The following is a 12,678-nucleotide window of genomic DNA, read 5'->3' as shown; positions in this document are numbered from 1 at the left end:
AATCTAGGGAATTGGCGACACGCCGTAAAAAACACACTTTTTGTCGTTTAACCCCCATGTTCTTCGTGTGGTCTTCTGCGCTCGCTCTGGGTGCTGACGGCATGGAAGAGGCGTACCAGCAAAACATCCCAGTGTTGTCGTATCTGGCAAACGAAACCGGCACGCAGTTCTTGGCTTATATCGCACCCATCGTCGTGATCTGCGCGATTGTCTCCTCGTACTTCGGCCACCTGCTTGCCACGGTGGAAGGCACCCGCTATTTCGGCAACCTGGTTGCTCCGATCCGGATGCAAAAAGCCAACCCGCGCAGTGTCGCCACCGCTATCTATCTGTTCGTTTTCGTTGTGGTCACCGCAGTGGCGATCATCAACCCGTCCATCCTTGACTTGATCACCCTGATTGGCGGCATCTTCATGGGCTTCATGACTTATCTGCTGCCTGTTTGGGCGATCTACCGGATCGATGCGCTCAAGCGCTTCCGTCCGGTGGCCAGCAACTGGTTTGTGCTGATCATCGGTGTGGTCGTCATGGCCGGTACTTTCTGGGATGTGCTGCGTAACCTGGCTGGTTAAGCCGGGGCGCGGGTTCAGCGGCAGGGCGTCGGTTCAGCGGCGGGGCGGGTTCAGCGAAAGCCCAGGTGAAAACTTTTGTAGGCCGAAGCTAGTGGCGCCGTTTTGCAAATAGGCACCGAAAAGTGGGCGTTTTGCCCCACTATTTGCAAAAGAGCGCCCGATTACAGCAAAACCCCCAGGGAACCGGCACCACCCAAGCACCACCCACACCACCCAAGGCAGCGAAAAGCACCCGGAGCAAGAAACTCTGCCCCGGGTGCTTCAGCGTGTATGGAGTACCTGAGCAAGCGCTCAGGTACTCGTGAAAACAATTACTTCTTCAGCTCTTCCATCAACTGGTTGTAGGTAGCAGATGGTCGCATGACCTCGGAAGCCTTGTCCTCAGCTGGCTGGTAGTAGCCGCCCAAGTCAGCGCCTTCGCCCTGTACGTCGAGCAGCTCAGCGTCGATCTTGTCGGCCGCTGCAGAGAACTTCTCCGCGATTGGTGCGAAGTGCTCGGCCAGCTCGGATTCCTCCGACTGCGCCGCCAGCTCCTGCGCCCAGTACATCGCAAGGTAGAAGTGGGAACCACGGTTGTCAATCTCGCCGACCTTACGCGAAGGGGACTTGCCTTCGTCGAGAAGCTTCTCAGTTGCCTTGTCCAGGGTAGAAGCCAAGACATTGGCCTTCGCATTATCGTTCTTCGCAGCTTCGTGACGGAAAGATTCCGCCAGGGCCAAGAACTCACCCAACGAATCCCAGCGCAGGTGGTTTTCTTCCAGGACCTGCTGTACGTGCTTCGGAGCGGATCCGCCAGCACCAGTCTCGAACAGACCACCGCCAGCCATCAGCGGCACGACAGACAGCATCTTCGCGGAAGTGCCCAGCTCCAGGATCGGGAACAGGTCGGTGTTGTAGTCACGCAACACGTTACCGGTCACTGAGATGGTGTCTTCACCGTTACGCATGCGCTCGACGGACTTCTTGGTGGCCGAAACTGGATCCATGATGGTGATGTCCAAGCCCTCGGTGTCGTGATCTTTGAGGTACTTGTTCACCAGCTTGATCAGGGTGACGTCATGGCCACGGTTTTCGTCCAACCAGAAGATGGCTGGCATGCCGGAGGTGCGTGCGCGGGAGACAGCCAACTTGACCCAGTCCTGGATTGGCTCATCCTTCGTTTGGGTGGCACGCCAGATGTCGTTTTCTTCGACGTCGTGGGAGATTAGAACCTCACCGGCGCTGTTGCGGACCTCGACGGTACCTGCCGATGGGATCTTGAAGGTCTTGTCGTGGGAGCCGTATTCTTCGGCCTTCTTCGCCATCAAGCCGACGTTCGGCACGGTACCCAGGGTGGTTGGGTCGTACTGGCCGTTTTTCTGCGAATCTTCGATAACGGCCTGGTAGACACCGGCGTACGAGGAATCTGGGATGATGGCCAGGGCATCCTGGGTCTCATCGTCCTTGTTCCACATCTGACCGCCGGTCTTCATCATCGCTGGCATGGAGGCGTCGACGATGACATCCGATGGAACGTGCAGAGCGGTAATGCCCTTGTGAGAGTTGACGTAAGCCAGCGGACCGCCGTTTTCTTGAGCCTGCTCGAAGGCCTGCTTGATCTCGTCGCCTTTGTCCAGCTTGTCCAAGTTATCCAGGATGTGGCCCAGTCCGTTTTCGCCGTTGAGGCCGGCTTCGATCAGCTCGTCACCGTACTTGTCGAATACCTCGTGGAAGTATGCGCGCACGACGTGGCCGAACAGGATCGGGTCGGAAACCTTCATCATCGTCGCCTTCAGGTGCGCCGAGAACAGCAAGTTGTTGTCCTTGGCAAATGCGACCTGCTCGCGTAGGAAGTCATCGAGAGCCTTGGCGGACATGAAGGTAGCGTCGACGACCTCGCGGTCTTCAACCTTGAGACCTTCCTTGAGGACGTTTTCCGAGCCGTCAGCGCCCTTCAGCACAAACTTGAGCTCGTCGGCACCGTCGATGATCACGGATTTCTCGTTGTGGGCGAAGTCGTTGTCGCCCATGGTGGCCACGGCAGACTTGGAATCGGCTGGCCAGTCCTGCATGGAGTGTGGGTGCTTCTTGGTGAAGTTCTTCACGGCCTGTGGTGCACGACGATCCGAGTTGCCTTCACGCAGCACTGGGTTTACAGCTGAACCCTTGACGGCGTCGTAGCGCTCACGAATGTCTTCTTCGTCGGCGTTGGCAGGCTTGTCTGGGTAATCCGGCAGATCGTAGCCGTCTTCCTGGAGCTCCTTGATGGCATTTTTGAGCTGCACCAGGGAAGCCGAAATATTTGGAAGCTTGATGATGTTGGCCTCTGGCTTCTGTGCCAGCTCACCGAGCTGTGCCAGGGCGTCGTCCATCTTCTGGTCTTCGTTTAGGCGTTCTGGGAACTGCGCGATGATGCGGCCGGCCAGTGAAATATCGGCGGTTTCGACATCAATGTTTGCGGTGGAAGCAAAAGCCTCCACGACTGGCTTGAAGGAATAGGTTGCCAGTAATGGGGCTTCGTCGGTACGGGTCCAAATAATTTTCGCCATCTGAGACTCCTTGGAATGTTTCGTTACTAAACTGTCGCGCTACCAGGTTACCTATAAACCGCGTTGTCTGCCGTTCCGTGTCGCGCGCCACAGAAGTGGTGCACAACTATGCACCTGCGGATTTTCGGCGTAGGGTCGCTTGCGTGCCACACCTGAGTCATTTGCGCAAGATTGCTTCGAACCCTCGTCGTCGTACCCTGCCACGCCAGACGGAGATCACCGAAAAGCGGCGATACATCGTCATGGTCGCGTTGGGCTTGGGTGGATTCGGCATTGGTGTTACCGAATTCGTGTCCATGGGTCTGCTTTCGCTGATTGCCGAGGATTACGGCATCACTGAAGACACCGCGGGGCGCATTATTTCTCTGTATGCGCTCGGCGTGGTCATTGGTGCGCCGGCCATCACCGCGGTCACCGGAAAAATCCCGAGACGACGTCTTTTGTTGTTGCTAGTCGGAGCCTTCATCGCCGGCAACTTCTTATCGGTCATCGCGCCGACCTACGAATTCTTGCTCGCTGCGCGTTTCCTAGCCGGTCTGCCGCATGGCGCGTACTTCTCGGTTGCTGGTTTGTCAGCTGCTTCAATGGCGCCAGAAGGCGAGCGCGGGCGCGCGATTTCGTTCGTATCCATGGGTCTGTCGTTCGCTACCGTCGGTGGTGTTCCTGCGGCACAAGCGTTGGGGCAGGCGTTCGGCTGGCACGCTTCATATGTCTTTGTCACCGTCGTCGGCGTGGTCACCTTGATTTCGCTGTGGTATCTGATGCCACACATGGTGCGCATGGGAGCAACGTCGGTGCGCACTGAACTGGGTGCCCTGAAACGCAGCCAAGTGTGGCTTACCCTGGCGATGGGCACGGTCGGCTTTGGCGGCATGTTCGCGGTTTATACCTACATTTCCTGGACGATGACCGAAAACGCCGGGCTAGATCCGTCACTGATGTGGATTGTGCTCATGGCTTACGGCATCGGCATGGTCGTTGGTACTTGGTTCGGTGGTCGCGTCGCCGACTGGAACCTGGAAAAGGGCATCTTGTTCGCGCTGGCGATGATCTGCCTGGTGCTTGTTGCTTTCTACTTCACCTCGTCTAACCCATGGCTGGGAACCATTAACTTCGGCTTGGTTGGTTTCTTCGGTTCCACGCTGGTGCCGTCGTTGCAGATTCGTTTGATGGATACCGCCGGCGATGCCCAAACTCTGGCCGCCGCGCTCAACCACTCTGCACTGAACATGGCGAATGCTGCCGGTGCGGCATTGGGAGGTGCCGTGATTTCTGCGGGCTATGCCTACAATGCACCTTCGCTCGCCGGTGCAGCACTGGCCGTTGCCGCTATCGTCATTTGGTTCCCGACTATCTGGCTTCGCCACAAATCATTCACCAAGACCGGTTAAAATCACCTCGGCTACCTGGCCGTAGGTTCACGCCCGACCGGCTAGTTTCTGTGGTGTGACGCGCACCCTATACAGTGGGTGCCATGTCTGAACCTCAGCTAACGGTAGCCACAGTTAATGTCAACGGCATTCGTGCCGCCTGTAAGAAGCGCAACGACGACAACCTAGGCATGAATCACTGGTTGGATAACACCAGTGCCGATGTTGTTCTTCTGCAAGAAGTCCGTGCGACTCCGGAACAAACCGAAAAGGCATTAGCGCCCGCTTTGGAATCCGGCTGGCATCTGGTTGTTGCCGATTCTGAGGCGAAAGGCCGCGCCGGGGTGGGGATCTTGTCACGCAGCCCGCTTGTCGACGTCCAGGTGGGCTTCGGGGGCGAAAGTGCGTTTAATGCTGCGGGGCGTTGGATCGAGGGCACTCTGAACTCTAGCTTCGGCGATGTACGCGTGGCCTCGCTGTATCTGCCTTCAGGTGCGCAAGGAACCGCCAAACAAGATGAAAAGTATGTGTTCTTGGATGAGTTCGATGGCATCTTGGCGCAGCGCGCTGCTGCCCACGAAAACATGGTGATCGGTGGCGACTGGAATATTTGCCACCGCAGTCAAGATCTGAAAAACAACAAGCCGAATGAAAAGGTCTCCGGCCACTTGCCGGAAGAACGCGCCTTTTTCGATTCCGTTTTCGGCGCTTTCCCAGACGAGGCTGTGCAGGAGAAGAAATTCCTCGGTGATTACCAAGGCGTGGTCGACTATTCTGCGAATACGCTACGTGAACCAACCACGGACCCACAGTGGTTTGATATTGCACGCCGTCTGAATCCGGATCCGGAACAAGATGGCCCGTATACCTGGTGGACGTACCGTGGGCAGGCATTTAACAACGATGCCGGGTGGCGCATCGATTACCAGGCCGCGACGCGCGCCATGCTGGAGCGGGCAGCAAAAACTTGGGTTGAAAAGGCTCCGGCCGTCGAACAGCGCTGGTCGGATCATTCGCCATTGCTGGTGGAATTTCATTAGAGATGGCCGTCGTGAACGTTGGTGGATGGCACCAACGCCGAATTTCGCACTAAAGACCTAAGGACGTGCATTCATGAGCGTGACGACGTTATTGACCGCGACTTATGTCGTCGGCATTTCTGCAGAAGCGATGACAGCGGCGTTATCCGCCGGCCGCCAGCGCCTCGATTTTTTTGCGGTTTCCTTGCTCGCCGCGATTACGGCTTTCGGTGGGGGAACCGTGCGCGACGTGTTGCTTGGGCATTACCCGCTGGTGTGGGTGGATAATCCGGTATACCTGATCATCGTGCTGGTCGCAGCGGCGGTCACGGTGTCGTTGTCGTTTTTCATGCACTATTTCCGTTCACTGTTTTTGGCGCTCGACGCGGTGGGCTTGGCAGCGTTTACGGTGTTGGGTACCCAAGTGGCGTTGTCGGAAGGCCATGGGCCATTGATTGCTATCGTGGCCGCGATTTGTACGGGTGTTTTCGGCGGAATTTTGCGCGATATCTTGAGCGACCGTGTGCCGCTGGTATTCATGGGCGATTTGTATGCAGCCTGCGCACTGATCGGCTCGGTGACTTATATGGTCTTGGAACAATTAGGTGCCCCACCGGCAGTGGTGATTCCCGCAGGGCTGATCGTGACATTCGCTGTACGCATGTGGGCAGTGAAGTACAACAAGTCCATGCCAATTTTCGCGTATAACGACGAAAATCAGCCGGTGGATCCGCGCCTGCGCCTATCTGCGCAGTTTGTGCGCGAAACCGCGCGAAAAGCTAAATCGAAGGTTGCTAGGGGCATCAAGCCGGATTCGTCGAAAAAAGATGACGGTGATGGCGATGCTGAAAACTCTGAGAAGAAGCGGCCAAAATCGTCGGAAAGCTAGCAAGCTGCTAGGATTAAAGAGTCTTAATTTCTGATACTGACTGGAAAGAGAATTCAGTATGATTCGCGTTTTATCCTGGCTGATCATCGGCATTGCCATTTTGGCCGGCTCGATTGTCTGGTACCTGAACGTGCAGTACTCCATGGCAGGGCTGGTCTCGAGTATCACCATGGGCATCGGTGGAGCGTGCATCGTCGCTGCGTTTGCTACGGCGTTGGATGTGTATTCTCCGACTTCCCGTAAGGTCTAGTCGAGAACGACTAGCGCACCGCTAGATTCGCGCCCTGCTGGTTGCACCGCTGCCAGCAGGGTTTTTGTGTGCCAGAATTTTTTCTGAATCGCACTCTGAATCGTACATAGGGCTGTATCACACAGAGCTGTATCACACAGGGCCGTCCCTGGCCGGCGGGTCTGAAGGATACGGGCGCGCTGCCCCGAGACAATAATCACTGATCAACGACAAAAGGATCGACGATGGCCGAAAATTCCGCAGCGGAAGGTAACGCTGCCTCGCAAAACGCTAAACCACGGGTGCTGTCGGGCATTCAACCGACCGCAGACTCCTACCACCTAGGTAACTACCTCGGAGCTCTGAAGCAGTGGATTGAGCTGCAGGATGATCACGAGGCGTTTTATTTCATCCCGGACATGCACGCGTTGACGGTTTCGCAAGATCCGCAGCAGCTGCGCGAGCGCACTTACGCCGGGGTTGCACAGCTGATTGCATTGGGCATTGACCCGCAGCGCTCGACGCTTTTCATCCAATCGCACGTGCCAGAACATGCTGAGTTGAACTGGGTGTTGCAGTGTCTGACTGGCTACGGTGAAGCCTCCCGCATGACGCAGTTCAAAGACAAGTCAGCCAAGCAGGGCGAGGACCGCACATCGGTTGGTTTGTTCACCTATCCGATGCTCATGGCAGCGGATATTCTGCTGTATCACCCGCAGCGTGTACCTGTGGGCGAGGATCAGCGCCAGCATCTGGAGCTGACCCGAAATCTGGCGGAGCGTTTCAACACCCGCTTTGGCAAGACTTTTGAGGTTCCAGAGCCTTTCATTCCCGAAGGCTCGGCGAAGATCTATGACTTGCAGGACCCGACAATCAAGATGTCGAAATCCACCCCACACCCCAAGGGATTAATCAACCTGCTGGATCCACCGAAGACTTCCGCGAAGCGACTGAAATCTGCGGTCACCGATGATCGCGGGGTAGTTGCTTTTGATCGCGAACAACAGCCCGGCGTTTCCAACCTGCTGAGCATTCAGTCCGCGCTGACCGGCACTCAGATCGACGATCTGGTTCGGGCATATGAGGGCAAAGGCTACGGCCACCTCAAAGTCGACACCGCGGATGCACTGGAAGCCTTCACCACTCCGCTGCGGGCGCGTTACGACGAGCTCATGGACGATCGTGCACAGCTGGGCGCGATTCTTTCCGACGGCGCGGCGCGTGCACGCGAGGTCGCTTCGGGCGTGCTTGCCGACGTCTACGACAAGGTTGGTTTCTTACCAGCGAATATGCGCTAGATTGTAGATCATGTGCTGACTACCACAGCGCGTGATCACCTGCAGTACAGAATCTTTAGCCGACGAACTACCAACCCAGTATTAACCCAAAGGACAGCTACGTGGCAGCTACCACCACAAAATCTGACGAGAAGAACCACGATAATTACGGCATTGAGCGCGTGCGCGAAGATGAACCGGGATTCGTGGAAAAACTGCGAAATAAGTCAGACTTCTTCGATCACATCATGCGCACCCTTGAACGCTATGGCGCACAGGGTGGAAATCAGTTCGCCGCTGGTATTACCTATTTCTCGGTACTGGCGGTGTTCCCGATCGCCATGTTGATCGTCGCTGCTGCAGCTCAAGTCCTGGCTGGGCGCCCGGAGCTTTTTGCCAGCTTCCAGGACCAGATCACGGAATCGCTGGAAGGCCAGATGGGTGAGATCGCCAATGACATTTTGGAAGGAGCCGTCGAACGTCGTGGTGCGGTAGCCGGAATTGGTGGTCTGACTGCATTGTGGACTGGCTTGAACTGGATGCACAACCTGCGCGCCGGCATCTCGTCCATGTGGAACATGGATCCGAATGATGGAGCCAATTTCGTCGTCAAGAAACTTAATGACTTGGTTGGTTTGATCGGACTGATCCTGGCGTTCATCATCGCTTTCGGTATCACTGCTGTGGGATCTTCCGGCATTGTCTTTACCGTGCTGGAGTGGCTGAATGTCGAAGATGTGATACCGGGGCTGAACTACATTCTGTTCTTCGCGGCGCTGTTCATCGGTATTCTGGCGAACTTCCTGGTCATGTGGTGGCTGGTGGTGATTCTGCCGCGGAAGAAAGTGCCCAAGAAAGCTGGCTTCATTGGTGCTTTGGTCGGCGCGTTGGCTTTCGAAGTGATCAAGCAGCTGTTTACCGTGATTTTGTCTTCGGCTACCGGTAGCCCAACCGGTGCGATTTTCGGCCCGATCATCGCGCTGATGATTGTGTTGTATCTGATCTGGCGCGTGGTGTTATATGTTTCGGCGTTTACTGCGACCACCAAGCAGGCGCGTGCGACTGAGGAAGTTCCCGTGCCCGAACCAGCGGTGATCCGTGTGCGCCACGAGGTGAAAAAGCGCCCGTCGGCCCGCACCCTACTAGGCGCCGGTGCGGGCTTGGGTGCCGCCGGTGGTTGGGCGCTGCGTAAGATCTTTAAGGCGAAATAACGTCTGGATAGCGTTTTCCCGAACGGCTGCTATCGTGGGGAAATGAGTGTTACGGTGATTACATGTCGTCGAACGTTGAGAAAATCGCTGTCTCTGAAATACTTCCCCAAGCCTATGGTGCCGTGCAGAAATTGAAAGAGGTTATTGCGTATTTTGATTCGATTGATGCACTAGGAAGTGAGCTTTCGGATTGGGAGTATTTGCAAACCCGTTTCTTTACCGAGGAATCCAATGAGATTTTTCAGTTAGTGTCAATGCTTGAGCAAGAATTTATTCCTGAGGCAGAAGATTACTTTCTCAACTGATTTTGCTGGTTAAACGGGAAAGCGTGTTTTAGGGCGTCTCGTGAATTCCTTAGATCTTGCGTTGTTGGACTTCTACAGAATATGCATTCAATGTAGTTAGATCGGCCAAAAGGGCTCCTTTGCTATGAATCAGATATTTGTGATTGGTGACACGAAGTTGTCGAAAACGGGGGTCCTTAACGCCTGCGCAAAAAGAATCCAGCTATTGCCGCAATTCCGGCGCCAGCGGCGATGACAGCGAGCACCACAATCACAATCGTCTTTTCGTGCTGGGCAGCGTGCATACCGGCATTGTCCGCGTCCGTGCTATCTGGCGATGCATCGTCGGAATTTTGCGGTGCCGGGCTAGCCCCCTGTGTCAGGGTGGGTTCGGTGTCTGCATCGGCGACTGGTTGCAACATGCCGATATTCGTGCCCGGTGCCACAGAGAATCCCGAGTGCAATAGTTTCTGCGCTTGCTCCCACGCGCGGGCCTTGTCGACGGTGGTATCGAGAATTACCGCCATCAATCGCCGACCGTCACGATTCAGTGCACCAACGAAGGTGTGATTCGCATCGTCGGTGTAACCGGTTTTACCGCCCATCCCGTCCGGATCATTCATGAACAGGTGGTTGTCGTTCCACACCTCGAATCCTTCGTGCTCGTCGAAGCCCGGGAAGGCAATGAATTCGGTGTTCACAATGCGATCAAAAGTCGGGTTTTGGTAGGCCGCGCGATAAATCAATCCCAGGTCATACGCAGAAGCCGAGTTGCCCGCCACGTCCAAGCCGGAATAGCTCGTGGCGTAGGTGTCCGTGGTGCCGAGCTCGTCGGCAAGCTTATTGATCTTGCGCAGCGTCGCCTCGTCGCCACCAAGCTCCTGTGCCAGAGCGTGCGCGGCATCATTACCCGATGCCAGCAACAAACCGTGCAGCAGCTGCTCGATGGTGTATTCGCCACCGGCACCGATGCCTACTCGGGAGCCGATTTGATCGGCGGACTCCTGTGAGACGGTCACGGTTTTTTCCAGATCCAGCTCTTCAATAGCGACCAAGGCTAGCAATGCCTTGATAATCGAGGCCGGGCGGTAGCGCCCGTGCGGGTCTTTCTGCGCGATGATCTCGCCGGAATCGATATCGGCAACCAACCAGGCCGAAGCCAAAACAGATTCGTCGACCTGAAAACCCGGAGCGGTGCTGACCCCGCAGTTTTGTTTTTCCAGTGGCGGCAATGGGGTGGGAGAGGGCTGTCCGGGCGCGACTGCCTCCGACGTAGTGCGAGCCTGCGGCGGATGCACGCGGTTCGGGCACGAGCTGGTATCCGGCGCCTCGTTGCGACTGAGTGGCTCCGGCGCCTCGTTGCGGCTGAGTGGCTCCGGCGCCTCGTCGGCGGGCGACGGGCTGTTGGCTTCGTCAGCTGGGCCCTCCAGCGGGGTAGGTTCTTCTTGCTGGGCGTGGGCGAGCGGAGCGGAAAACGGTGTTGCGAACGCGCCTAACAGCGTGGTTCCGGAGACTAGGCTGGTTGTGAGCAGTGCTGCGCAACAGGTGGAAATCGCGCGGCGGCCGGGTGTGCAGTCATTCATAACAGGCGATTAGTTTACTCCGCGTTATTCCCGGATCGCTGGTTTGATAGGGCGGGGCGAGCAAACTAACAGGTGAATCAGGCGCGGTACCATCGTGAGCATGATTGAGACTCCAGCTATTAGCCCCGAGCATAAAAATTTTGCCACGCAGCTTATCAACGAGCTGCCGAAGGTCACCATCCACGAACAGTTGCCACCGCTTGCCGACGTCGGCTCCACGGTGACCACCCGTGAGGCCTTGGCAGCGCACGTTCGGTCTACGGTGCGGCGCTATCGTGAAGACAACGTCGTCTACCTTGAATTGCGCGTCGTGGTGGAAGATTTCTGTGACACCGATTTTACGCTTGCCGACGCTTTCGCCACCGCTTTGGATGCCGTAGCCGTGGAAGGAATCCAAGCGCGGCTGCTCGCTGCGGTTCGGGCCGATGGCGAAGACGTCGCTGAACTCGTCGATCTGGCGCTTGCTGCCCAGGGAGACCCGAACCTGGCGGGAGTCAGCTTTATTCTTGGCGACGGTCAGGCAGGGCAAGAACAAGAACTCGCCACGCAGTCGGGGCAACACAGCAGTGCACCGGCAGCTAACGCAGAATTGGCTGCCGCCTGCCAAAAACTGCGGCAGCATTACCTGCCATTCGCGGTAGATGGCCTCACCGATATCGATGCTATTGGCACCGCGGTTCAGTTGGGTGCGTTGCGTTTGGGACGACCACTCGGATTGGTCGATGATTTTTCCGCTGATATGACGGGCATCGTGCCGGGCCAGGTTTCTAGCTGGGTGCGTGATCGTGGGATAACGGCAGAAATGACCCCACTACATGATCTTGCCGACGAGTCCTTGGGTGATGCTGCGGTTACCCAGTTGCCTGATCACCCGTTGCCGCTGTTACAGCAGCTTGGTTTTAGCTGCACCATTTCCGCCGGGAACCTGCACGCTGGTAGCTGCAGTGAGGTGATGAACGCTTTGACTGAGACTTTTGGCTACGGGCTGGAGGAATTTTTTGACCTGAGCGCTAAGGCAGTAGGCGCGAGCTTTTTGCCAGAGACGGCCCGCCAGCAATTGTTGGAAACGCAGATTCTTCCGCGCTATGAAAAACTGGCTGACGCGGAATTGCGCCAGCCAGATGAGGATGCTGATGATTCAGATACGCCGGAGGACTAGAACTTCGCGAAGCGCTTGACCAGCATTTCTTCGAGGCCTCGCCATCCTTTCGAATGGTCGGTGTACGGCTTGGAAGGAACGTAGCCGCTAGTTTGCTGCGAACCCAGCATGTAGCCCAGGTAATCCTGGAAACGCGGGTTAGCCAACATGTACGAGTTGATCGAATCGTCGCCGGCCCAGTCGGCAGCATCGGCGAGCAGCTCATAGCAGGCTGACATCTGTGGAATGTCGACGGCATCGGGGCCTTTTTCCATGTCCTCGGTCAACCCTTGGAAGCTGTACGCGTTATCGCTGTGGACGGTGACATCTAGTTCACCGGCATTCGCGGCGGTCACGATATCTTCCCAGGTAGCGACTTTCGCCAGGTCGTGTTCATCGTTTTCGATGAGCCAGCGCAGTAGCTGGCGTCCAGTGGGGAAGGTGTTGATGGTGCCAAAGCGTCCCAAGAAAATCGGTGCACCGTTGAGATAACAACGCAAGGTGTATACGGATTTGCCGTCGATGGTGATTTTCACTGTGTCAATGCCTGCTGCGTCGCTTGTGGAAGAATCATAAGG

At 56.4% G+C, this 12,678-nt stretch carries 10 protein-coding genes and 2 pseudogenes; 9 read left to right on the top strand and 3 right to left on the bottom strand.

Going from position 1 to position 12,678, the window contains the following annotated elements; genetic code table 11:
* Positions 1-572 (top strand): annotated as a pseudogene (locus tag RCH87_RS08090) (septum formation initiator); the annotation flags it as partial.
* Positions 573-883: 311 nt separating this feature from the next.
* On the opposite strand, the gene RCH87_RS08085 reads toward RCH87_RS08090, so the two are convergent.
* Complete coding sequence (locus tag RCH87_RS08085) at positions 884-3,100, bottom strand: NADP-dependent isocitrate dehydrogenase (protein ID WP_306516201.1); 2,217 nt, start codon at positions 3,098-3,100, stop codon at positions 884-886.
* 143 nt (positions 3,101-3,243) lie between these two features.
* Between RCH87_RS08085 and RCH87_RS08080 the strand changes: the two genes are divergently transcribed.
* The 7 genes from RCH87_RS08080 to RCH87_RS08050 all read left to right on the top strand — a co-directional run bounded on the left by RCH87_RS08080 (position 3,244) and on the right by RCH87_RS08050 (position 9,400).
* Positions 3,244-4,491, top strand: a complete 1,248-nt coding sequence (locus RCH87_RS08080; RefSeq protein ID WP_306516200.1) for an MFS transporter — start codon at positions 3,244-3,246, stop codon at positions 4,489-4,491.
* 83 nt (positions 4,492-4,574) lie between these two features.
* A complete protein-coding gene (locus tag RCH87_RS08075; RefSeq protein ID WP_306516199.1) occupies positions 4,575-5,510 on the top strand; it encodes an exodeoxyribonuclease III in 936 nt (311 codons plus the stop codon).
* A gap of 73 nt (positions 5,511-5,583) precedes the next feature.
* Entirely contained in the window at positions 5,584-6,378 is a 795-nt protein-coding gene (locus RCH87_RS08070) for a trimeric intracellular cation channel family protein (protein ID WP_306516198.1), read from the top strand.
* A gap of 58 nt (positions 6,379-6,436) precedes the next feature.
* Positions 6,437-6,628: a hypothetical protein gene (locus RCH87_RS08065; RefSeq protein WP_306516197.1), complete on the top strand. Its 192-nt coding sequence runs from the start codon at positions 6,437-6,439 to the stop codon at positions 6,626-6,628.
* A 224-nt stretch (positions 6,629-6,852) separates the two neighbouring features.
* Positions 6,853-7,905, top strand: a complete 1,053-nt coding sequence (trpS, locus tag RCH87_RS08060) for a tryptophan--tRNA ligase (protein ID WP_306516196.1) — start codon at positions 6,853-6,855, stop codon at positions 7,903-7,905.
* A gap of 101 nt (positions 7,906-8,006) precedes the next feature.
* The gene (locus tag RCH87_RS08055) at positions 8,007-9,095 is read left to right on the top strand and encodes a YhjD/YihY/BrkB family envelope integrity protein (RefSeq protein WP_306516195.1); all 1,089 of its coding nucleotides are present in this window, start codon (positions 8,007-8,009) and stop codon (positions 9,093-9,095) included.
* Between the two features lie 62 nt (positions 9,096-9,157).
* Positions 9,158-9,400 carry a hypothetical protein gene (locus tag RCH87_RS08050; RefSeq protein ID WP_272697070.1) on the top strand — a complete coding sequence of 81 codons (243 nt, stop codon included), beginning with the start codon at positions 9,158-9,160 and terminating at the stop codon, positions 9,398-9,400.
* 176 nt (positions 9,401-9,576) lie between these two features.
* On the opposite strand, the gene RCH87_RS08045 is transcribed toward RCH87_RS08050, so the two are convergent.
* Positions 9,577-10,962: a D-alanyl-D-alanine carboxypeptidase family protein gene (locus RCH87_RS08045; RefSeq protein WP_306516194.1), complete on the bottom strand. Its 1,386-nt coding sequence runs from the start codon at positions 10,960-10,962 to the stop codon at positions 9,577-9,579.
* 100 nt (positions 10,963-11,062) lie between these two features.
* Between RCH87_RS08045 and RCH87_RS08040 the strand changes: the two genes are divergently transcribed.
* The gene (locus RCH87_RS08040) at positions 11,063-12,121 is read left to right on the top strand and encodes a hypothetical protein (protein ID WP_306516193.1); all 1,059 of its coding nucleotides are present in this window, start codon (positions 11,063-11,065) and stop codon (positions 12,119-12,121) included.
* Here RCH87_RS08040 and RCH87_RS08035 read toward each other — a convergent pair.
* Positions 12,118-12,678 (bottom strand): annotated as a pseudogene (locus tag RCH87_RS08035) (hypothetical protein); the annotation flags it as partial. The gene RCH87_RS08040 and the pseudogene RCH87_RS08035 sit on opposite strands and share 4 nt — an antisense overlap.

This window comes from Corynebacterium sp., from assembly GCF_030826625.1.
In the GTDB taxonomy this organism is placed as follows: Bacteria; Actinomycetota; Actinomycetes; order Mycobacteriales; family Mycobacteriaceae; genus Corynebacterium.
Note: the sequence above shows the minus strand (reverse complement) of the source record. Positions and strands in the feature narration are given on the sequence as shown.